This is a genomic window from Saccharopolyspora sp. NPDC045941 (assembly GCF_056431445.1).
Map to the genome: position 1 here is coordinate 53,413 of NZ_JBWKKU010000048.1, position 22,634 is coordinate 76,046.

General features: G+C 71.0%; 16 protein-coding genes. 9 read left to right on the plus strand and 7 right to left on the minus strand.

Features of this window, described 5'->3' with window-relative positions:
• Positions 1–105 precede the first annotated feature (105 nt).
• Complete coding sequence (locus tag AC07FN_RS31555; RefSeq protein ID WP_452612220.1) at positions 106–492, plus strand: DUF4326 domain-containing protein; 387 nt, start codon at positions 106–108, stop codon at positions 490–492.
• A gap of 111 nt (positions 493–603) precedes the next feature.
• Here the strand turns inward: AC07FN_RS31555 and AC07FN_RS31560 are convergent, their stop codons facing one another.
• The gene (locus AC07FN_RS31560; RefSeq protein WP_478398892.1) at positions 604–1,350 is read right to left on the minus strand and encodes an SDR family NAD(P)-dependent oxidoreductase; all 747 of its coding nucleotides are present in this window, start codon (positions 1,348–1,350) and stop codon (positions 604–606) included.
• Positions 1,351–1,524: 174 nt separating this feature from the next.
• Between AC07FN_RS31560 and AC07FN_RS31565 the strand changes: the two genes are divergently transcribed.
• The gene (locus tag AC07FN_RS31565; protein WP_478398893.1) at positions 1,525–2,502 is read left to right on the plus strand and encodes a glutathione S-transferase family protein; all 978 of its coding nucleotides are present in this window, start codon (positions 1,525–1,527) and stop codon (positions 2,500–2,502) included.
• 49 nt (positions 2,503–2,551) lie between these two features.
• Here AC07FN_RS31565 and AC07FN_RS31570 read toward each other — a convergent pair whose 3' ends face one another.
• Positions 2,552–3,436 (minus strand): NmrA family NAD(P)-binding protein, encoded by an 885-nt coding sequence (locus tag AC07FN_RS31570; protein WP_478398894.1) that lies wholly within the window; start codon positions 3,434–3,436, stop codon positions 2,552–2,554.
• 64 nt (positions 3,437–3,500) lie between these two features.
• Here AC07FN_RS31570 and AC07FN_RS31575 point away from each other — a divergent pair, with 64 nt between their 5' ends.
• A complete protein-coding gene (locus tag AC07FN_RS31575; RefSeq protein ID WP_478398895.1) occupies positions 3,501–4,454 on the plus strand; it encodes a helix-turn-helix transcriptional regulator in 954 nt (317 codons plus the stop codon).
• 40 nt (positions 4,455–4,494) lie between these two features.
• On the opposite strand, the gene panB is transcribed toward AC07FN_RS31575, so the two are convergent.
• Complete coding sequence (gene panB / locus AC07FN_RS31580; protein ID WP_478398896.1) at positions 4,495–5,349, minus strand: 3-methyl-2-oxobutanoate hydroxymethyltransferase; 855 nt, start codon at positions 5,347–5,349, stop codon at positions 4,495–4,497.
• A 122-nt stretch (positions 5,350–5,471) separates the two neighbouring features.
• Complete coding sequence (locus AC07FN_RS31585; protein ID WP_478398897.1) at positions 5,472–6,272, minus strand: transporter substrate-binding domain-containing protein; 801 nt, start codon at positions 6,270–6,272, stop codon at positions 5,472–5,474.
• A gap of 124 nt (positions 6,273–6,396) precedes the next feature.
• On the opposite strand from AC07FN_RS31585, the gene AC07FN_RS31590 reads away from it, so the two are divergent.
• The gene (locus tag AC07FN_RS31590) at positions 6,397–6,666 is read left to right on the plus strand and encodes a DUF1905 domain-containing protein (protein ID WP_132488153.1); all 270 of its coding nucleotides are present in this window, start codon (positions 6,397–6,399) and stop codon (positions 6,664–6,666) included.
• Between the two features lie 332 nt (positions 6,667–6,998).
• On the plus strand, positions 6,999–7,448 hold the full coding sequence (locus tag AC07FN_RS31595) for a VOC family protein (protein ID WP_452611745.1): 450 nt from the start codon (positions 6,999–7,001) through the stop codon (positions 7,446–7,448).
• Between the two features lie 221 nt (positions 7,449–7,669).
• On the opposite strand, the gene AC07FN_RS31600 is transcribed toward AC07FN_RS31595, so the two are convergent.
• The 3 genes from AC07FN_RS31600 to AC07FN_RS31610 all read right to left on the minus strand — a co-directional run bounded on the left by AC07FN_RS31600 (position 7,670) and on the right by AC07FN_RS31610 (position 13,340).
• Complete coding sequence (locus tag AC07FN_RS31600) at positions 7,670–8,494, minus strand: SWIM zinc finger family protein (RefSeq protein ID WP_478398898.1); 825 nt, start codon at positions 8,492–8,494, stop codon at positions 7,670–7,672.
• Complete coding sequence (locus AC07FN_RS31605; RefSeq protein WP_478398899.1) at positions 8,487–11,474, minus strand: DEAD/DEAH box helicase; 2,988 nt, start codon at positions 11,472–11,474, stop codon at positions 8,487–8,489. Before AC07FN_RS31605 ends, AC07FN_RS31600 begins: the two co-directional genes overlap by 8 nt.
• A 120-nt stretch (positions 11,475–11,594) precedes the next feature.
• Entirely contained in the window at positions 11,595–13,340 is a 1,746-nt protein-coding gene (locus tag AC07FN_RS31610) for an NAD+ synthase (protein WP_478398900.1), read from the minus strand.
• An 83-nt stretch (positions 13,341–13,423) separates the two neighbouring features.
• Between AC07FN_RS31610 and AC07FN_RS31615 the strand changes: the two genes are divergently transcribed.
• The 4 genes from AC07FN_RS31615 (at position 13,424) to AC07FN_RS31630 (ending at position 22,122) form a co-directional block, all read left to right on the plus strand.
• Positions 13,424–15,010: an alpha/beta hydrolase gene (locus AC07FN_RS31615; protein WP_478398901.1), complete on the plus strand. Its 1,587-nt coding sequence runs from the start codon at positions 13,424–13,426 to the stop codon at positions 15,008–15,010.
• A 126-nt stretch (positions 15,011–15,136) separates the two neighbouring features.
• Positions 15,137–16,750 (plus strand): SLC13 family permease, encoded by a 1,614-nt coding sequence (locus tag AC07FN_RS31620; protein WP_478398902.1) that lies wholly within the window; start codon positions 15,137–15,139, stop codon positions 16,748–16,750.
• A 109-nt stretch (positions 16,751–16,859) separates the two neighbouring features.
• Positions 16,860–18,203 (plus strand): glutamine synthetase family protein, encoded by a 1,344-nt coding sequence (locus tag AC07FN_RS31625; RefSeq protein WP_132488170.1) that lies wholly within the window; start codon positions 16,860–16,862, stop codon positions 18,201–18,203.
• A 226-nt stretch (positions 18,204–18,429) separates the two neighbouring features.
• On the plus strand, positions 18,430–22,122 hold the full coding sequence (locus AC07FN_RS31630; RefSeq protein ID WP_478398903.1) for an FkbM family methyltransferase: 3,693 nt from the start codon (positions 18,430–18,432) through the stop codon (positions 22,120–22,122).
• Positions 22,123–22,634 lie beyond the last annotated feature (512 nt).

Genomic DNA, 22,634 nt, shown 5'->3' on the forward strand with positions numbered 1-22,634 from the left:
CGATTCCCCGGGGAGTCGCGCCGGCTCCGGGTGATCGGCGTCGTGCGGCGCGAAATTGTCCCCCGCTGCCGGGCACGGCACCCTGAGCGGCGGAGGTGGTTCGTGGTGCTGCCGGACGAGGCGAGCAGTTGGAACGACGACGAGCGGGAGCGGGCGGACGCCCTGCTCGACGGGCACACCATCGTGGTCAACGTGCGCAAGGACGGTCCGCACAAGCACCTGGTGCCGTGGCTGGAGGAGCAGGGCCTGCTGACCTACGTGGGGCACGCCGGACCGCGGCACCACTGGCCGGAGTCGGAGTTCGCCAGCCCGTTCCTCAAGGAGGCGAAGATCGATCGCGAGGCGATGGTCCGGCACTACGAGCAGTGGCTGGACGAGCAGCCGAAACTGCTCGCGGAGCTCCGCGAGGGCGTGCTGAACGGCCGCGCGCTGGGCTGCTGGTGCGCGCCCAAGCCGTGCCACGCCGACGTGCTCGCCAAACGCGCGGGCTGACCGGGCGGTCCCGCGCATACCCGCCTCGGCTGGGCGGCGATTTCGCGCGAAATCGCCGCAAGGCGCACGGCCCCGCCGGAGTCCGGGCTCGACGAGCACGGCGTCGTCTGATCACATCTCGGCGCGTCGCCCGCCGTCCACCGTCCAGGCCGCGCCGGTGACGTAGGAAGCCTTGGGGGACAACAGGAATGCGGCGACCGCGGCCAGTTCCGCCGGGTCGCCGGACCGGCGCAGCGCCGCCGCCTGCTCGGCCTGCTCCTGGGCTTTCGGGTTCTGCGTGGCCAGTTCGCGGGCTCGTTCGGTCTCGAAGCGGCCGGGCAGCAGCGCGTTGACCCGGATCCCGCGCGGCCCCACCTCGTTGGCGAGGTCCTTCACGAAGCCCTGCGTCGCGGGCCGGGCGACGTTCGAGCTGGCCAGCCCGGTCAGCGGCTCCGCACCGGAGGTGGAGGTCAGGACCACGATCGAACCGCCGTCGCCGAGTTCGGCGGCGACCTCGCGGGCGATCCGGATCGGGGCGATGGTGGCGATCTCCAGGCCGCGGCGCAGCGCGTCGTCGTCGAGCCCGCTGGGCAGCCCGGCGGGCGGGCCGCCGTGGCTGACGAACAGGCCGTCCAGCCGCCCGAACTGCTCCCGCGCGTAGTCGATCAGGCGGCGCGGAGCGGCGGGGTCGGTGAGGTCGGCGGCGAGCCCGCGAGCGCGGTCGCCGAGCGCGTCGACTGCGGCAGCGGTGTTGTCCTCGGACGAGGACGACACGACGACGTTCGCGCCCTCGTCGACGAGCGCGCGGGCGGTGGCGAAGCCGAGCCCCTTGCTGGCGCCGGTGACGAGGAAGCAGCGGCCGGAGAGATCGAGATCCATGCCCGGCACCCTAATCCGCACCGCCGGAACCCGAAATCTTCCACCATCCGGAACCGGGCTCGGTGACCCGCGGTTTCAATTGAAACTGCGCCGGAACCCCGACGGGCGCGTCCACTTGCTGGGAAACACCTGTTTCAACCGAAACCGGGTCCGCGCCGGGCCTAGGGTGGGTGCATGGCTGAAGCGCAGTTCGCGGCGGAGACCTCGACTCGGGGCGAGTGGGTGCGGCAGGCGAACCGGTTCACCGAGCGGATCACCGCGGACGGCTCGTCCCGGTGGCCGGTGGAGCCGGGCCGGTACCGGCTGGTGGTGAGCCTGGCGTGCCCGTGGGCGCACCGGTCGGTGATCGTGCGCCGCCTGCTCGGGCTGGAGGACGTGCTGTCGCTGGGGATCGTCGACCCGATCCGCGACGAGCGCGGCTGGCGCTTCACCCTCGATCCGGGGGAGAAGGACCCGGCGACCGGGATCGCCTTCCTCTCCGAGGCGTACCTGACCGCCGATCCCGAGTTCGCCGGCCGCTACACGGTTCCCGCGGTCCTGGACGTCGCGGAGCGCAAGGTGGTCACCAACGACTACCCGCAGCTGACGCTCGACCTGTCCACGGAATGGGCCGCGCACCACCGCGAGGGCGCGCCGCAGCTGTACCCGGAGCACCTGCGCGCGGAGATCGACGAGGTCAACGCGGGCGTCTACGCCGACGTGAACAACGGCGTCTACCGCTGCGGCTTCGCCACCTCGCAGCAGGCTTACGAGCAGGCCTTCGAGCGGCTTTTCGCGCGCCTGGACCGGCTTTCCGAGCGCCTGGCGGATCGCCGCTACCTGGTCGGCGACGCGATCACCGAGGCCGACGTCCGGCTGTTCACCACGCTGGTGCGCTTCGACGCCGTCTACCACGGGCACTTCAAGTGCAACCGCCAGAAGCTCGCGGAGATGCCGGTCCTGTGGGCGTACGCCCGGGATCTGTTCCAGACGCCGGGCTTCGGCGACACGGTCGACTTCGACCACATCAAGCGCCACTACTACGCGACGCACCACCAGATCAACCCGACCGGCATCGTCCCGGCGGGCCCGGACCTGTCCGGCTGGGGCACGCCGCACGGCCGGGAAGCCTTGGGCGGCAAGCCCTTCGGCACCGGCACTCCGCCCGCCTAGAGCCGCAGGCGTGCAGGGGCAGTGCGCACAGCCCCTGCACACACGCGGATCAGAGCAGGGGCCGGAGGTGCGCGTGGGCCCAGGCGGCGAGAGCGGTCGGCGTCGTGGTGAGGATGCTGCGCTCGTCCTCGGGGACGAAGTTCTCGCGCTGCCCGATCGACATGCCGACGATGCCCTCGACCTGTCCGTTGGTCAAGCCTGCTGATCGCAGCGAAGCGCGGAACTCGTCATCGGAGATCCGCTCGGCGCGCACCTCGCGTCCCACCGCGCGGCTCAGGATTTCGGCCACCTGCGGGAACGTCAGGTCTTCGGGCCCGTGCACGGCCTGCACGTGGCGTCCCGACCAACCGTCCGAGAGCAGCCGCGCGGCCACCACTTCGCCGATGTCGCGGGGATCGACCCAGGGCATCGAGAAGTCGAGGGGCCACGTGGTGCGGAGCACGCCCTCTCGCAAGCCGTCGAGCTCCATGAACAGGTTGGTGAAGAAGTACCCGCAGCGCAGGTGCAGCACGTCGGCGCCGGTGGCATCCAGCTGCTCCTCGGTCCGGGCCAGGCCATCGATCTCGCCGGCTCCGTGGCGCTTCTCCGCGCCGACGCTGCTGAGGAACACGGTGCGGGCGATGCCGTTCTCCCGCACCGCGCGCGCCGCGTTGGCGCCCATGCGGGCGTAGCCGGCGGCCGGGTCGTCGTCCGGCGTGGGCGGGTCCACCCAGAAGAGGCGGTCAGCGTCCTTCGTCGCGAGGAGGACGAAATCGGCATCACCCTGGTCGCCCTGCACGACGTCGACCCGGTCGCGCGTCGCCGCGTCGAGCTTGGCGGGTTCGCGCATCAGCAATGTCGGGCGCACGCCCGCCTGCACGAGCAGTTGCACGACTCGGGATCCCACGTGTCCGGTGGGTGTGGTGACGACGATCTTCTCGGGTTCATGTGCCATGTCCGGGACGCTACGGTCGGTTGTGGTCGAATCCTGGCCACAATTCCGGTTAGGTTCGAGTGCGATGACGGATCCGAGCACACGGCTGTTGGAGTTGCTCTCGCTGCTGCAGAGCGGCCGGAGCTGGGCCGGGGCTGAACTGGCCGCGAGGCTGGGCGCATCACCGCGCACCCTGCGGCGCGACCTCGACCGCCTGCGCGAGCTCGGCTACCCGGTCTCCTCGACGCGCGGACCGGGCGGGAACTACCAGCTCGTCGCCGGTCGGGCCATGCCGCCGCTGCTGCTCACCGACGACGAGGCGGTCGCCACCGTCGTCGGCCTGCGGATCGCCGCGCTCACCCAGATGGGCGGGGCCGGCGATGCTGCCGAAGGTGCCCTGCGCAAGCTCGAACGCGTCGTACCGACCCGGCTGCGCGCCCGGATCCAGGCGCTCACCTCGGCGACCGAGACGACCTCCCGCGCCACCCAGGCACTGGATCTGCGAACCGTGCAGCTGCTCGCGACCGCAGCGCACATGCACCAGGACGTGCGATTCGACTACACGAGCCGCAGCGGGGAGCACACCGAACGCCGCGTCGAGCCGTACCGCCAGGTGCTGTTCGACCGCCGCTGGTACCTGCTGGGCTGGGACCGCGACCGAGCCGACTGGCGCACCTACCGGATCGACCGGATCGGCGAGCTCGGCGTTCCGGGCACCACCTTCGCTCCCCGCGAGCTGCCCGCCGACGATCCGGTGAGCTTCGTCCAGGACAGCGCCCGGTTCTCCCGCGGGCGGCGCGGCGTGGTGCGCTTCGCGGCGCCGGTCTCGGTGATCTCCGATCGGCTGATCGCCGAAGCCGGGTCGCTCGAAGCCATCGACGACACCAGCTGCCGCTACGTCACCAGCGTCGAGTCCTGGGAGTGGTTGTCGGTCGCCCTCGCCACGGTCGGCGTGCCTTACACGATCGAGTCCCCGCCCGAGCTCATCGACTACTCGCGGGAGCTGGCCGATCGCATCGCCCGGGCCGCCGGCGGCTGATCCGGGGTGCGCGACCGACGCCGCGCACCCCGGCGTCACCTCAGTGGAAGGAGTGCTCCGCGGCGGGGAAGGCGTGGCCGCGGACTTCGTCCGCGAAGCGGCCGGCGGCGTCGGCCAGGATCCCGCCCACGTCGGCGTAGCGCTTCACGAACTTCGCCGTGCGACCGGTGTTCATGCCCGACATGTCCGTCCAGACCAGCACCTGGGCGTCGCAGTCGGGCCCGGCCCCGATGCCGACCGTCGGGATGCGCAGCTCCCCGGTCACCCGCTTCGCCGCGTCCGCCGACACCATCTCCAGCACCACGGAGAACGCGCCGGCCTCCTGCACCGCGAGCGCGTCCGCGAGCAGCTCGTCGGCCTTGTCGCCGCGGCCCTGCACCCGGTAGCCGCCGAGGCCGTGCTCGCTCTGCGGCGTGAAACCGATGTGGGCCATCACCGGGATGCCCGCCGATACCAGCGCCTCGATCTGCGGGGCGTAGCGGCGGCCGCCTTCGAGCTTGACCGCGTGCGCGCGGCCTTCCTTCATGAACCGCGTCGCGGTGGCCAGCGCCTGCTCCGGCGACGCCTGGTAGGAGCCGAACGGCAGGTCTGCCACCACCAGGGCCCGCTCCGCCGACCGGGTCACGGCGCGGACCAGCGGCAGCAGCTCGTCCACGGTCACCGGTAGCGACGACTCGTAGCCGTAGACGTTGTTGGCGGCCGAGTCGCCGACCAGCAGCACCGGGATGCCGGCCTGGTCGAAGATCCGCGCGGTGTACATGTCGTAGGAGGTGAGCATCGGCCAGGGCTCGCCGCGCTCCTTCAGCTGCTGGAGGTGGTGGATGCGCACGCGCCGCTTGGCCGGCGTGGACCCGTACGGCGCCGCCGTCTCACCCTGGTTCTGGGCAGCAGTCATCGTTGACCGTCCTTTTCCTCGAGGCCCGCATCGCGGGTCCCCGGGTAGTTGCGGATGGTTGCGGGGGAAAGCGTCGCACGCGCCCAACCCCGCCGACACACCCCGGAGGCCAACATCACCATTCAGCCGATCCAGGGCTCCGCGATGCGCGCGTAGGTGCCGTCGCGCAGCGCGAGGTTGAGCCACTGGTCCACGTACTGCTGGAACACGACGTCGCCCTTCGGCAGCAGGTACGCCTTCTCGCTGAAGGTGAACGGCTGGTCGGGGTGCACCGAGCACAGCTCCGGGTGCTGCCTGGCCTGCCACTTGGTCTCGGCGGCGTCGGTCATCATCAGGTCGGCCTTGCCGTCGAGGATCTGCTGGAAGATCGTGTTGTTGTCCGGGTGCTCGACGATGGTTGCCTGCTTGAGGTTCTGCTTGGCGAACTGCTCGTTGGTGCCGCCGGGGTTGACGACGGCGCGGACGCCGGGCTGGTCGATCTGCTGCAACGTCTGGAACCGCGGGGCGTTCTCGCAGCGGGTGATCGGCGTCTTGCCGTCGACCACGTAGGCGGTGCTGAAGAAGGCCTGCTTCGCGCGGTCCAAGGTGATCGACACGCCGCCGACGGCGATGTCGCACTGCGCGTTGAAGTCGGCGACCAGCGTCTTCCAGGTGGTGGGCACGATCGTCGCCTTGACGCCGAGCCTGCCCGCGAGGTCGTGCGCCATGTCGATGTCGATGCCGCTCCAGGCGCCCGCCGCGTCCCGGTAGGTGAACGGCCGGTAGTCCCCGGTGCTGCACACCCGCAGCTCACCGCGCTGGACGACGTCGTCCAGCCGGCTCGCCGCGGGCTTCGCCGGCTCGACCGGCGTCGCGGAGCACGCCGTGCTCAGGGCGACGACGGCCGCCGCGGCCAACCCGGAACCGAACTTCTTCCACTGCATGACGCCCGCCTTTCGATCTTCGCGGAACATGCATAACCGCTCGGACCCGGGAAGACCAGAGCGATGAGTTCCGCGGCACCGCGAGGTCTGCACATCCAGGAGCGGTTCGCGAGAGGAGCACACGATGGACGAGCAGTTCACCGCGACGCTGCAGAAGAGCCCGAACCGGGGCGGCTGGACCTATGTGGTCTGGCCGCGATCGGCCGAGTACTTCGGCACCCGCGGCCTCGTGAAGGTCCGGGGCACGATCGACGGCCGGCCGTTCCGGAGCTCGTTCATGGCGCTGGGCGACGGCACGCACAAGCTTCCGGTGAAGGCCGACGTCCGCAAGGCGATCGGGAAGGAGGCCGGCGCCGAGGTGACCGTCCGCCTGCTGGAGCGGATCTTCGACTGAGGCCGGTCGGCACAACCGCATCCCGGCTCGCGCGGAAGCGGTGGCGCCGGGATGCGGCGCTGGGATCGGTGATCCCGGTCGGCGGTGCTCGCATCGGTCGTGGTCATGGGCGTTGCGAAGGCCCGGATCCCGCCTGACTACCCGACGACCTGCAGCGACCTCGGCGCCGGCGGCTCCTGAGGCTCGACCTCCGGCAATAACGGGAAAAACAACGATGCAACCAAACGGCCTTCCGGGCGTCTAATGACCGGGAGCGCGTGGGAGCGCGGGAGGGAGGCAACTGGGGGTGCCTCCCTCCCGCCGGCCGAGCTCCTCGAGGCGATACTGCCCCGATGACTGCCTTCTACCACGTGTGCTTCGTCGTGCCCGACGTCGAGAAGGCGATGCGCGACTTCGAGTCGTCCGCGGGCGTCGAGTGGAACGAACCGCAGGCCGCCCGGCTCGGGGACTGGGACTACCGGATCGTCTTCACCAAGGGCGGGGCGCCGTTCATCGAGCTGATCGAGGGCCCGCCGGGCAGCCCGTGGGACGCGTCCGCGGGTGCCAGGTTCGACCACCTCGGCTACTGGACGAGTTCGCTGGAGGCCGGCGCGCGCCGGCTCGCCGACCAGGGCTTGCCGGAGGAGTTCTCCGGTTGCCCGTACGGCAGGGCCTTCGCGTACCACCGGATGGACTCGATCGGGGCCCGCATCGAGCTCGTCGACGCATCCCGCCAGCCGCAGTTCCTGCAGGCGTGGAACCCGACCGGTGCCCCGATGCCCGCCATCGACGAACATCCCTGACGAGACGAAGGCGCCCTTCGGGCCGGACGCCTGTGGTTGTCCGCGCCGGTAGCGATCTTGGTGGATGCGGCCAGCTTCCTGTGGTCGGCGGGGTGGCTTCGCTCGATCCCCTCTCACCCCTTCGCCGAATCCGGGATCTTCCGCTGGCGGCCGGGCCGCCGGTGACGGACGAGGACCAGAAGGGCTGAAACCCGGTCCCCTGTGGACGTTCGCAGGAATGCTCACGAGCCCCGCATCGCGCGATAGGCGGGGCGGAGCGCGTCGGTCGCATCCGTGCCGCCGATCTGCACCGGCAGCGGGTCGAGCTCGTCGAGCAGCGCGTCCGGCGCGGTCGGCTCAGTGCCGGGAGTCGCGGGCGCCGCCGGGGATTCCGGTGCGCTCCAGAAGGTTTCCGGGCGTTCCGACAGCGGCATCGCCTCGTCGGGCTCCTCCGCCGCCGGACCCGACACGCTGCCGCGCAGTGCCCGCAGCCGGTCCAGCAGCTCCTCGCGCCCCCGGCCGCGCCAGGCGAGGATCTGGAACGGGTCCTCGTCGAACGACTCGGCCACCAGGTAGCAGGCCGCCGCCAGGTGCTTGCACGGGATTTCCCAGTCCGGGCAGGAACAATCCATCGTCAGTTCCCGCATCGTCGTCGGGAACAGCTGCAGCCCGAGCTCGTCGAAGACCCGCTCGACGTCCGTCGGCATCTCCCCGGCCAGCAGCTTCGCCGCGTACAGCGCCTGCCCGGCCAGCGCCCGCTCGATCCGCTCCCACTCGCCCGCGGTGAACGCCTTGATCGCGATCCGAGCCCGGTAGGGCTCCGGACGGGAACCCTGCACCAGCGCGACCACCATGCTGGTCGACAGCGTCAGGTTGAGCACCTGCCCGGCGCGTGCGTACCGCTTGCCGCGCTGCAGCCGGCCACCCATGCCGAAGGACTCCAGCACCTCGATGAACCGCCGCGACCACCAGGTCTGCGCGATCTCGCCGCGCTTGCTGCGCGCCTTGATGCCGCCCTCGACGCGGATCGGCTTCGCGCCGGGCGGGAACCGGCGCCACTCATTCACCGATGGCCTCCGCCTCCAGCGCGACCAGGTCGCGCAGCTCGCGCGTGGACAGCTCGGTCAGCCAGTTCTCGCCGGAGCCGACGACCAGCTGCGCCAACGCCTTCTTGTCCTCGATCATCCGGTCGATCTTCTCCTCCAGGGTGCCGATGCAGGTCAGCTTGCGGACCTGCACGTCCCGGCGCTGGCCGATGCGGAACGCCCGGTCGGTGGCCTGGTCCTCGACGGCCGGGTTCCACCACCGGTCCAGGTGGATGACGTGGTTGGCGGCGGTGAGCGTCAGCCCGGTGCCGCCGGCCTTCAGCGACAGCAGGAAGATCGACGGCCCGTCGGACTCCTGGAACCGCCGGACCATCTCGTCGCGGGCCTTCTTCGGCGTCCCGCCGTGCAGGAACAGCACCTCGGTGTCGAACCGCGCCGACAGGTGCGGCACCAGCATCCCGCCGAACCCGGCGAACTGCGTGAAGCACAGCGCCTTGTCGCCGTCGGCCAGCACCGATTCGAGGATTTCCTCCAGCCGCAACAACTTCCCCGACCGGCCGGGCAGCGGCGAGCCGTCGCCGAGCAGCTGCGCCGGGTGGTTGCACACCTGCTTGAGCTTGGACATCGTCGCCAGCACCAGCCCGCGGCGCTCCATGCCTTCGCTGTCGTCGATGCGCGCCAGCATGTCGTCTACCACCGCCTGGTACAGCGACGCCTGCTCGGCGGTGAGGTTGCACAGCTGCTTCATCTCGATCTTGTCCGGCAGGTCGTCGATGATCGCCGGGTCGGTCTTCAGCCGCCGCAGCACGAAGGGCCCGGTGATGCGCCGCAACCGGGCCGCGGCGTCGGTGTCGCCGTCGCGCTCCACCGGCACCGCGAACCGGGCCCGGAACGTGCTCAGCGAGCCCAGCACGCCGGGGTTCGCGAAGTCCATGATGGACCACAGCTCGGCGAGCCGGTTCTCCACCGGCGTGCCGGTCAGCGCGATCCGCTGCCGGGCCGACAGGCCGCGCACCGCCTTGGCCTGCCGGGAGGCGCTGTTCTTGATGTTCTGCGCCTCGTCGAGCACCACCCGCTCCCAGCGGATCTCCCGCAGCACGGCCGAATCCCGCGCGGCCAGCGGATACGTCGTGATGACGAGGTCCTGCCCGCCGGCCTCCTCCATCAGGTCCTCGCCGCCGAGCCGCCCGCCGCCGTGGTGCACGTGGACCTTCAGCGCCGGCGCGAACCTGGCCGCCTCCCGCTGCCAGTTGCCGACCACCGACATGGGGCAGACCAGCAGCGTTGGGCCGCGCGAGCCCTCCGAGCGCGCCAGCGCTTCCAGCGCCAGCAGCTGCACGGTCTTGCCGAGGCCCATGTCGTCGGCGAGGCAGGCGCCCAGGCCCAGCCGGTCCAGGAACGCCAGCCAGGCCAGGCCGCGGCGCTGGTACGGGCGCAGCGTCGCGGCGAAACCCGCAGGCGGCTCAACGGGTTCCAGGTATTGCTCGGCCTGCCCGGACAGCAGGTCCCCGAGCCACCCGTGCCCGCTCACCTCGACCACCGGCATCGGCAGGTCGCCGTCCTCGGAATGCATCCCGGCCTGCAGCAGCACCTCGCCGGCGGTCATCTGGCCGGTGCCGGAGCGCTGCAGGAACGCCAGCCCGGCGGCCAGCCGCTTGCGGTCGACCTGGACCCACCTGCCGCGCACCCGCACCAGCGGGACCTTCGCGGCGGCCAGCTCCGCCAGCTCGGACTCGGTCAGCCGCTCGTTGCCCAGCGCGAGGTCCCAGCGGTAGTCGACGACGGCGTCCATGCCGAGCCCGGACTCCTTCGACACGGTCCCGGCGGTGCCGGAACTGGTCGCGGTCAGCTTCAGCCCGAGCTGCTGCGTGCGGCCCCACCAGGACGGCAGGAGCACGCCGAAACCGGCCTGGTCCAGCAGCGCCGCGCTGGTGAGGAACTCGTACGCCCCGTCGGCGTCCAGGAACAACTCGGTCGGGTGCGGGACGACCAGCGCCGCATCGAGCCCGGGGAAGACCCGGCTCGCCTTGCCGAGGTCGGCGAGCAGCAACTCCTGCGGCTGCGCGACCCACCGCTGCAGGACCCGGCTTTCCTCCCGCCACACCTCGTTCGCGGACACGAGGACGCTCGGGTCGTCGACGGCCTGGAGCAGGAACTCCAGCCGCCACTGGTCGTCGCCCTCCGGGGCGTGCAACCGGAAGCAGGTCCGCACCGGGCTTTCCCGGGCACCGCTGGCGCGCCAGGTCTCCAGCCGGCGGGCGAGCTTCCGCACCTGCGCGGGATCGCCGTCGAACCGCGGCTCGTGGGCCAGCGCGTTCAGCCACGCCGCGGCGACGGTCCGGCCGCCGGGCATCCCGACGTCGGCGACCCGGGCGCGGGCGATGCCGTCGACCAGCGAATCGAGAGCCGTGCGCAGGACGTCGGCGGGTGGGTCGCCGCGTTCGCAGCGGAAGGCCTGCGGCATGGAATCCCGCAGCGCCACGAACCGCGCCGAATCCGTGCCGGACAACGCGGCACGCCAGCGCGCTGCGGGCCGCTCGGCCTCGAAGACCAGCGCGGGCAGCACCCGACCCTGCGACACCACCTGCTCGGCGAATCCGGCGACGCTGTGCAGGAAATGCGCGGACGCGCCCAACCGGGAGCCGGGCACGCCCTCATCGAGCAGCGCGAGCACGGCCGCGGGGCTGCACGACACGGCAGGAACCAGCCATTCCCGCAGCCGCAGCTTGCCGCGCGGCGTCGGCCCGGCCGTCAGCGGATCCCGCACCAGCTCGGGAGATGCGACCGGTGCGGAGGCGTAGGAGGGCAGCTGGAGCCGGACGGAGTCGACCTTGAGCTGATCACCGGGCAGCGCGTCCCGAAGCGCCTCGCCGGGCACGGCGAAGGGATGCGCCACGGTGCCGCCCGGCGCGCGCCCGGCCACCCGTGCCGGAAGCCCGGAATCCTCCGCCCACAGCACCAGGCGCCCATCCACAGTGCACAATCCGTGCACGGCCCACACGGCCGAACCTCCTTCGGCGGTCGCGAAACGTCACCGACCACGCCCGCGGTTCCAACTGGCACCGCGGATGATCCCCCCGGTGTCCGCGGTTTCAATTGAAACCGCGGACACCGGGGACCGTCACGGCGCGATCTCCCGCCAGCGGTTGGTCAGCGGCAGCCGCCGGTCCCGGCCGAACGCCTTGAACGTGATCTTGGTGCCCGGCGGGTACTGGCGGCGCTTGTACTCCGCCCGGTCCACCAGCTGCAGCACCCGCTCCACCAGCTCGGCGTCGAACCCGTCCGCGATCAGGTCCGCGTAACCGCGGTCGCCCTCCACGTAGCCGTCCAGCACCACGTCCAGCACGTCGTACTCCGGCAGCGAATCCTGGTCCACCTGGTCCGGCCGCAGCTCCGCCGACGGCGCCTTGGTGATCGAGTTCTCCGGGATCGGCGGCACCTCGCCGCGCTTCTCCGCATCGGCGTTGCGCCACTTCGCCAGCTTCCACACCAGCGTCTTCGGCACGTCCTTGATCGGGGCGAACGCGCCCACAGCGTCCCCGTAGATAGTCGAGTAACCCACCGCCAGCTCGGTCTTGTTCCCAGTGGCCAGCACCAGGTGCCCGCGCTGGTTCGACAGCGCCATCAGCAGCACGCCCCGGGCGCGCGCCTGCACGTTCTCCTCGGCGAGCCCGGTCAGCTCCAGCTGCCGCACGTACACGTCGACCATGTCGGCGATCGGGTGCACCTCGAAGTGGCAGCCGATCCGCTTCGCCAGCTCGGCGGCGTCCGACCGCGAGTGCTCCGACGAGTAGTTCGACGGCATCGACACCCCGTGCACGGCGTCCGCGCCGAGCGCATCGGCGGCCAGCGCGGCGACCACCGCGGAGTCGATCCCGCCGGAGAAGCCGAAGGTCACCGACCGGAACCCGTTCTTGTGCACGTAGTCGCGCAGCCCGGTGACCAGCGCCGACCACACCTCGGCCACGTCGTCGAGCCGCTCGGCGGGCGGCAGCGCGGGCACCGGCTCGTAGTGCGGCAGCGGCTCCGGCTGCAGCACGATCCGCTGGACGTCGAAGGCGGGCATCCGCATCGGGCCCGGCTCGGCGGGCACGGTGGTCGAGGTGTGCCCGCCCGCGGTCAGCTCCAGGTCCAGCAGCGTGAGGTGCTCGGCGAACTGCGGCGCCCGCGCGAGGATCTCGCCGTCCGGCGTGGCGACCATGGAATCGCCGTCGAACACCAGCTCGTCCTGCGCGCCGACCAGGTTCACGTACGCCATCGGCGCGCCTGCCTCGGCGGCCCGCCGGATGACCAGCGGGGTGCGCACGTCGTCCTTGGCGCGCTCGTACGGCGAACCGTTGATGCACACCACGAGGTCCACGCCGACCTTGCCCAGCGCGGCCACCGGCCCGCCGTTCTGCCAGATGTCCTCGCAGATGACCACGCCGACGTCCAGGCCGTGCAGCCGCACGATCGGCAGGTCGAAGCCGGGCGCGAAGTAGCGGGCCTCGTCGAACACGCCGTAGTTCGGCAGGTGGTGCTTGTGGTAGGTCGTGACGACCTCGCCGCCGTAGAGCAGCGACGCCGAGTTGCGCGGCCCTTCGTCGTCGCGACCGAGGTGCCCGATGACGACCAGCGCGTCACCGCAGCCGGCGTCCTGCAAGCGCCGGGCCAGCACCTCCAGCTCGGAGAGGTTCGCGGCGGCGAACGACTTGCGCAGCGCGAGATCCTCGACCGGATAGCCCGAGAGCACCATCTCGGGGAAGGCCACGAGGTGGGCGCCGTCCTGCACGGCGCGGCGGGTCCAGTCCAAGACCATCGAACTGTTGCCGGCGATGTCGCCGACGCATGCGTTGACCTGTGCGAGTGCGATGCGCAGCTGGGGCATGCACCCATCTTCGCGCACGCCGCACGCCTGCGTCGTGCTGCCCACTGTGAGCCGCGCCGCGCGATGCGTGTCACGATTCGTGAGTGAACCGCCTACTGACCGTGCTGTCCGTGGTGGCCCTGCTGGGCGCGGCCGCGTGCAGCCCGCCCACGCGAGATACAGCACCGCTGCAGCCGCACACCGAGCGCAAGGGCCCGGCCGGGCCGGTGCCGGCGGGCTTGGAGCGGTACTACGGGCAGACATTGTCCTGGGGGGCCTGCGCCCCGTACGCGACGTCCGACAGCGACCGGACCGCCTTCGACGACACCGGCCTGGAGTGCGCGCGGCTGGAAGTCCCGATGGACTACGCCGAACCCCAGGGGCAGGCGATCACGCTCGGCATCCTGCGCAAGCCGGGCACCGACCCGGAGCACCGGGTCGGCTCGCTGCTGCTGAACCCGGGTGGCCCGGGGGCCTCCGGGATGAGCGCGGCCGCGAGCGTCGCCTCGTCGGTCGAGCAGACCGACCTGGGTGAGCGGTTCGACCTGATCGGGTTCGACCCGCGCGGCATCGGCGCTTCCGAGCCGAGGGTGGGCTGCCTGACCGGCCCGGAGCGCGACGCCGAGCGGCTCGACTCCGACGCGGACACCTCGCCCGCCGGGATCGCCGCGACCGAGCAGGAGGAGCGCGACTACGCGGGCAAGTGCGCGGAGCGCACCGGCACCCAGATGCTGGCCAACGTCGGCAGCCGCGAGGTCGCCAAGGACATGGACGTGCTGCGTTCGGTGCTCGGCGACCAGAAGCTGACCTACCTCGGCTACTCCTACGGCACCCGGATCGGCGCGGAGTACGCGGAGACCTTCCCCGGCAACGTGCGGGCGATGGTGCTCGACGGCGCGGTCGACCCCGGGCAGTCCACGGTCGACCAGCTGGTCGCCCAGGGCGCCGGTTTCCAGCGCGCCTTCAACGACTTCGCCGCCTGGTGCGCCAAGCGTCAGCGGTGCTCCCTGGGCTCCGACCCGGCGCAGGCCGTCGCGGTGTTCCAGCAGCTCACCCGCCCGCTGGTGGACCACCCGGCCCCGGCGGGTGACGGCCGTGAGCTGTCCTACAAGGACGCCACCATGGCGGCGATCCAGGCGCTGTACGCGCCGAGCCTCTGGGACCAGCTGGACAACGGGCTCAACGAGCTCCGGCAGGGCAGCGGCCGGCGGCTGCTGGCCCTCGCGGACAACTACTTCAGCCGCGAGAGCAACGGGCAGTACACCAACACCACCGACGCGTTCGACGCCGTGCACTGCGTCGACGACCAGCGCATCGAGGACCCGGCGATCCTCCGCGAGGCGGACCACCGCTACCGCGAGGTGGCTCCGTTCCTGGACAACGGGAACCCGCCCAGCGCGGCGCGCGACAAGTGCGCGTTCTGGCCGGTCCCGGTCACCGGCGAGACCACCGAGCCGGAGGTGGGGGCGCTGCCGCCGACGCTGGTCATCTCCACGACCGGCGACCCCGCCACGCCCTACCAGGCCGGCGTGAAGCTCGCGGATGCCCTGCACGGCCGCCTGCTGACCTTCGAGGGCACCCAGCACACGGTCTTCATGCAGGGCGTCACCTGCGTCGACGACGCGACCACGAAGTACCTGGTCGACCTGACCCTCCCGGCAGAAGGAACCCGCTGCACCTCGAACGGATGACCTAGTTCCGACCGAAGGGCGCCTCCGACCTCGCAATGGGTCAGAGGCGCCCTTCGCGCATCACTCGTCAGGGTAAATCGAAAGGACTCTGGTGAAGTGGATCACATGCGGCCTATGGTCTCGGGCATGGACAAAGCAGACGATTCGGGCCGATCGGCCGCCGCGCAGAGCGTGACATCGGTGCTGCTGTCCGGCAGCACGTACCGAGGTCTGGGCGAACAGGTGCTCTCTCCGGCGGAGGAGCGGTTCGAACGGGCTCGCCGCACCACCGGGCTGCTCCTCGCCCCGGTGCTGACCATCGCGTTCCTCCTGATACCCACCCAACTCGAACCGGCCCAGCACAAGCTCGCCGCGGTGCTACTCGGCGTCATCGTGCTGTGGGTGTGCGAACCCGTGCCGATCCCGGTCGGCGGCCTCATCGGCGTCGCAGCCGTCGTCATCCTCGGGGTCATGCCACCCGACGACGTGCTTGCGCCGTTCGGGTCGTCGACGGTGTTCACCTTCATCGGTGCGTTCATCCTTGCCCAGGCGATGCTCCGGCACGGCGTGGCCAGGCGCTTCGCCTTCAGCATCCTGTCCCTGCCGGGAGTCGGCCGCAGCACCTCGCGGGTGATCATCGCCTTCGGGGTAATCACCTGCCTGCTCTCGTCGGTCGTGTCCAACACGGCCACGGTCGCGATGCTGCTGCCCACCGCGGTCGGCATTCTGGCGGTGATCGCGGAGCTCGTGCGCCAGAAACTGCCGGAGGGCGCCAACTTCGACCCGCTCCGGCTGCGGGTCGGCGTGGCGCTGATGCTGATGCTCGCCTACGGCGCCAGCGTCGGGGGCCTGCTCACACCGATCGGCTCACCACCGAACCTGATCGGCCGCGGCCTCATCGAGGAGGCCACCGGGGAACGCATCTCCTTCCTGCAGTGGATGGCCATGGCCGCGCCGGTGTGCGTGCCGATGTTCCTGGTCCTGGCGGGCACTCTGCTGCTGCTCAACCGGCCGGAGATCAACAAGCTGTCCGGCGTCGAGGACTACGTCTCCGGCGAACGGGCCAAGCTCGGCCCGCTGTCCAGGGCCGAGAAGAACACGCTGATCGCCTTCGGCATCACCGTCGCGCTGTGGGTGACCCCCGGCGTGGTCGCGCTGATCGCGGGCAACGACTCGGCGGCGTACGACGCGGTCAGCGAACGCCTCGACGAGGGCATCGTCGCGGTCCTCGGCGCCGCACTGCTGTTCGTGCTGCCGACCGACTGGTCCAAGCGGCGGTTCACGCTGACCTGGACCGAGGCCAGTCGGATCGACTGGGGAACCGTGGTGCTGTTCGGCACCGGCATCATCTTCGGCTCCCTGCTGTCGGAGACCGGGCTCGCCAAGACCATCGGCGAGGGTGCCGCGAGCAACCTCGGCTTCACCAGCGGCGTCGCCATCACGGTGTTCGCGATCGTGCTGGCGGTGCTGGTGTCGGAGACGACGTCGAACACCGCCTCGGCGGCGGTGGTCGTCCCGATCGTCATCCCGGTGGCGCTGGCTGCCGGGGCGAATCCATTCGTGCCCGCTCTGGCTGCCACCTTCGCGGCCTCGTTCGGGTTCATGCTGCCGGTGTCCACGCCGCAGAACGCGATCGTCTACGGGTCGGGGGCGGTCCCGATCACCAAGATGATCCGCTCCGGCGCGGTCTTCGACGTCGCCGGGGCGATCCTCATCGGGCTGATCCTGCCCCTCCTGGTCGCCGCGGTCGGCTTCGGCTAGGCCGGCTGCCGCTCGGCGAGCGGCCGGATCGGGCCGCTCGCCGAGGCGTCTTTCCCGGGGTTCATGGACCAGTTACGCAATTCGCAGTCGGAACTCTTAGGCTGCGTGCATGAACCGCCAGCAGGAGTTCGTGCTCCGCACCTTGGAGGAACGTGACATCCGCTTCGTGCGGCTGTGGTTCACCGACGTCCTGGGCATGCTCAAGTCGGTGGCGATCTCGCCCGCCGAGCTAGAGGGTGCCTTCGCCGAGGGCATCGGGTTCGACGGCTCGGCCATCGAGGGCTTCGCCCGGGTCTACGAATCGGACATGGTCGCCAAGCCGGACCCCACCACCTTCCAGGTGCTGCCATGGGAGACCCCGGACGGCGAGCACTACTCGGCGCGAATGTTCTGCGACATCCACATGCCCGACGGCTCGCCCTGCTGGGCCGACCCGCGGCACGTGCTGCGCCGCACCCTGGCCAAGGCCACCGAGTCCGGTTTCACCTGCTACGTGCACCCGGAGATCGAGTTCTTCCTGCTGAAGAACCTGCCGGACGACGGCACCGAACCGGTGCCCGCCGACTCCGGCGGCTACTTCGACCAGTCCAGCCACGACGCCGCCCCGCACTTCCGGCGCAACGCCATCGAGACCCTGGAGGCGATGGGGATCTCGGTGGAGTTCAGCCACCACGAGGGCGCGCCCGGCCAGCAGGAGATCGACCTGCGCTACGCCGACGCGCTGACCATGGCCGACAACGTGATGACGTTCCGGTACGTGGTCAAGGAGGTCGCGATCACCCAGGGCGTGCGCGCCTCGTTCATGCCGAAGCCCTTCAGCGGGCAGCCCGGCTCGGGCATGCACACCCACTTCAGCCTGTTCGAGGGCGACCAGAACGCCTTCTACCACCCGGAGAACCCGTTCGAGCTGTCCGACATCGGCCGGGCGTTCGTGGCCGGGATCCTGCACCACGCCCGCGAGATCAGCGCCGTGACCAACCAGTGGGTGAACTCCTACAAGCGGCTGGTCGTCGGCGGCGAGGCGCCGACCGCGGTCTGCTGGGGCCACGCGAACCGGTCCGCGCTGGTCCGGGTGCCGATGTACTCGCCGGGCAAGGCGTCCTCGCGCCGCGTCGAGGTCCGCAACCTGGACTCGGCCTGCAACCCGTACCTGGCCTACGCGGTTATCCTCGCGGCCGGGCTCCGCGGCGTGCAGAAGGGCTACGAGCTGCCGCCTGCCACCGAGGACGACGTGTGGGGCCTGACCGAACGGGAGCGGAAGGCGGCGGGCTATGCGAACCTGCCGCAGAACCTCACCGAGGCGCTGACCGAGATGGAGTCCTCCGAGCTGGTCGCGGAAACCCTCGGCGAGCACGTGTTCGACTTCTTCCTGCGCAACAAGCGCGAGGAGTGGAACGCCTACCGCAGCCACGTCACGCCGTACGAGCTCCGCACCCTGATGCCGATGCTCTGAGCGAGGCAGGAGTTCGGCCAGCTCATGGGGTCGTGAGTACTTTGGATCGCCATGGCGACTCAACGTGCTCACGACCACTGACCTGCGAAAACTCTCGGCCTGTGGGCGCCGGGCGGCACTCGGCGCCGGTCGGCGCGGGCGTGCCCGCCGAAGACCGCGCGTCCCGGTCCGCGAACTCATGGGGTTGGCCGTGTTGCTGCGGCGCGAGGAGCGATAGGTTGCGCCCGTGACTGATTCGCAGGCGCAGCCCGACCCAGTGACTGCGGGGAGCCCCGACGGCAAATCCGCCGTGGAAGCCACCCTGCAATCCGGTGTGCTGGAGCAACCGGCCGAGCTGTTCGGCGAGCCGGAGTGGCCCGCCGAAACGCCGGAGGACCGCGGTGCCCGCACCGTGCTCGGCTGCACCGTCGCGTGCCGCGACCAGCTCCCGGCCGCGCGGGTGCTTCGCGAGACGTTCCGCCGCCACCACCCGAACGCGCAGTTCGCGCTGCTGGTGGTCGACCTGCCGGGCGCGGACCGGCCGGAGGCGGACGGCCTGACCTTCGCCGACATCGGTCTCGACGCGACGGAGTACGCCCGGCTGGCGATGGGCTGCACCGCGGAGCAGCTGCGCAACGTGCTGCGCCCGATGTTCCTGCAGCACCTGCTGAAGTCCGGCGCGACGGTGCTGTACTTCGAACCGTCCGTCCAGCTCTTCGGCCGCTTCGACGATCTCGTCGCGGGCCTGACCCACGAGCGGCCGGTCGCCCTGGTACCGCGGGTGCTGCGCCCGCTGGCGGTGGACGGCCTGCGCCCCAACCCCGCCGACCTCGCCGAATCGGGCACCTTCGATCCCAGCGCCTTCGCCGTCCGCCCGGGTGCGGAGCAGCTCCTCGCGACGTGGGTGGAGCAGCTGCGGGCCGATCCGAGCGCGGCGGCGCCGGTGCTGGACGGCGCGCCCGCGCTGGTCGACCACCAGGTGATCCGCGATCCCGGCGTCGGCCTGTCCGTGTGGAACGCGGCCCAGCGCGAGCTGGTGGCAGTGGGCGACGGCCGGCACACCGTGGACGGCACCGTGTTGCGGAGCGTCCACTTCGACGGCTTCCAACCGCAGCGGCCCTGGCTGCTGTCCACGGCCTACGCCGACCGCCCGCGGATCCTGCTCTCCGAGAACCCGGTGCTCGCCGGGCTCTGCGCGGGCTACCGGAACGCGCTGGTCGGGGCCGGGTACACCCGCGAGCAGCCGCACCCGTTCGACGTCCTGCCCGACGGAGTCGTGCTGCCCGCGACGCTGCGCCGCGAGTACCTCGACGCCTGGCAGGAGGATGGCGAACCACCGCCGAGCCCCTTCGAACCGGACGGCCCGCTGGCGGAGTTCCGGGAGTGGTCGTGCGCCCCGGCCGACGACCGGCAGCGCGCGGCCGGCGGCTCCCGCTGGACCGCTGCGGTGTGGGCGGACGACCCGATCCTGCGGCGCGACTACCCGGACCCGTTCGGCACCAACGCCGAGGCCTTCCACGAGTGGTGCGTCGGCGTCGGCGTGGCCAGCGGCCGGGTCCCGGCCGAGGCGGTGCACCGCAGGATCGACAACCGGGCGGCCCTGGTCGACCAGCTCGGCGTCGCGGTGCTCGGAGACGGGCAACTCGCGGAGCTGATGCGAACCGCGGTCCGCGCATCCGGGCTGCCGTCGGCCGACACGGCCTACTACCCGGTCGTCCTGCGCTGCGAACCGGGCCTGCCGGTGCCCGCGGGCAGGTACGTGATCGACGTCCACAACGGAGCCGCCGACACCGCCGATGTGGCGGAAACCTGGGTGCTGTCGGAGAGCGGCCGCGCCGCGGCCCGCCGCAACGGCACGAAGACCAGGGTCGTCGCACTACCGGCACCGGAACGCGATCGGATCGATTTACCGACGAGGAAAGGCGCCCGCGCCAAGTTCGGGCTGTCCGACGAGTTCGTGTTCGGGGCCTTCGTGGACCACGCGGCAGAGCGCGCGGACAACGCGCTCGGCGTGGTCAGCGCGTTCCTGGCGGCGTTCCCGGAGCGCGACGAGGTCCGCCTGCTCATCGGCGTCGTCGGAGCGGTCGACCACCCGGAAGCGGCCGAGCGCCTGCGCCTGGCGACCGCGACGGATTCCCGGGTCCTGCTGGTAGAAGAGGACCTCGGCCTCCACCCGCTGCTGTCCGCCTCGGACTGCTTCGTGTCGTTGCACCGAGGTGATGCCGGCGACGACCACGTGCTGAGGCTGCTGGAGGTCGCCGCGCACGGTGTGCCGGTGATCGCGGGGGAGCACGGCGCGGTGGCCGAGCTCTTCGGCGCCGAAGCCGCGCGCCTCGTGCCCTGCGCGGGTCCTGGAGAACCGGACATCGAAGCCGCCGCGGAGCTCTTGCGCGCTGCCGCCGACGACCCGGACGCCACCGCGGCATTCGGCGCGGCAGCAAAGGAAAACCTGCTCGCGGCCCACACCGTCGCGCGTGCCGGCGCACGCCTGCGCGAGCGCGTCGAGCAGGCATACCGGAACTGGCGCACGAAGTGGTCGCGGGACAGCCACGGCCAGTTCGACGACCCGCTGCGCCCGCTGCTGGTGGCGCGGCACGCGCTGCACCGGGCACCGGACGTGGGCGCCAGCAGCCGGAACTCGATGGCACCGGCGCTGCGCAAGGCCGTGCTCAAGGCGCTGAGCCACTACGACGAGCACATCCGCGACGTGATGCGCTCGCTCGTCGACGGAGTCGAGCAGACCGCCTCCGAGCTGCTCCGCCGCCAGTACGAGGCGGACGGCGAAGGCGACATGGAGGCGGTGCGAGCGGAACTGGCCCAGCTCATCAGGCGCCAGGACCAGCACGGCGCCCAGCTGCTCGGCACCGACGACGGCATGGTCCGAGCCCGGGCCGACCTGGCCGAGCAGCACCGCAGGCTGCGGAAGCTCGAAGCGGGCGAGGGCGGTGATCAGCGCGTGGACGCCCTGGCGGAACGCCTGGACAGCCTGACCGGAGCGGTCGAGCGGATCCTCGACCGGATGGATGCGCTGGAACAGCGCCGAACAGGCGACCAAGACGTGGAGGCGGGCCTCCGCATCGCCTCGCACGATGCGGCGAGCGCCTTGCAACGCACCGACGTCCTGCAACGCATCCTGCTGCGGGAGCACGAGCGCAACATCGGAGGTGGCGACGGCACCACGACGCCTGTCCTCTGCGACGCGGGCCTGCTGAGGCTGCCGGCCGACGACAGCTTCATGCTGCCGTGGCTGTCGTCGCATTCGAGCTGGGACGGCGACGTGTCCGCGCTGATCGATTCCCTGCTCGAACCCGACGGCGTCTTCATGGACGTCGGCGCGTACGTGGGCTACCAGACCGTGCGAGTGCTGAGCAGGCTCGGCAACAGCGGCGCGGTCGTCGCGGTCGAACCGTGCCCGCGAAGCGGCGCACTGCTCAAGCACAACGTCGAAGTCAACGTGCCTGCGGCGTGGGGACACCGGCTGGTGCTGGTGGAAGGCGCGGCATGGGACGGCTCGTGCCAGCTGGCGGCGGAATCGTCGCTCGCGGGCGGCCTGTCGGTCAGCCCGCCGGAAGGCGACAAGCCACCGTCCGTGCGCGGCGTCCGGCTCGACCGGGAGCTGGAGAACCACGAGGCGCTGCAGAACCTGAAGCTCTCGGTCGTGCACGTCGACGTGGGTGGGCGGGTGCACCGGGTGCTCGGCGGCCTGGTCCGCCTGCTGCGCCGCGACCGTCCTTCGATCGTGTGCTCCTTCACACCGGACGCGATCCGCCAGCTGGGTGACGATCCCGGAGCGGCCCTGCGGGAGTTCGGCACCTGGGGCTACGACCTGGTCCCGGTGGGTCGAAATCGGCCGGTATCCGCCCCTGACCTGCTGGAAGCGATCAGCTCGGCGGGTTCGGCGAGCACCGTGAAGCTCTGGCTGCGCCCGAAGCAGAAGTGACCCGAGATCGCCCGAAGGAGCGACGTCAAGAGTCTGACCAGGCGATTTGACTTTGACGCAGGGTGTGCGTAACTTTCTCTTCGCCGCACGGACGGCCGGACGGAACAGGACGCAAGAGCCTGGCGAGGACGGCCGCGGGAGCGCCCTGGAGATCGGGAACGAACTCCGCGGAGCGCACACCGATCGGGGCGCGCGGTTTGACACCGCGAAGCGCACCGGGTAACGTAAGGCAGTCGCCAAGTAGACGTCAAGACTACGAGGCGCGTCGATAACACAAGCAACGAGCTCGATCTTCGGAGCGATCAGCGCGGGGTTGACCCCCCTGAAAACGCCGAAAAGAGGGCCTGCTAGAGTTACCGACACAAGGAAGCGGAAGGAAATGCTCCCCGGAGCTTCGATCCCTGGTTTAGGGGTCGGGGTGATGGTGTGGGTGTGTTCTTTGAGAACTCAACAGCGGACTGTTTTGGTTAGTGTTCTTTTATGCCCCCGACCATTTCGGTGGTTGGTGGTTT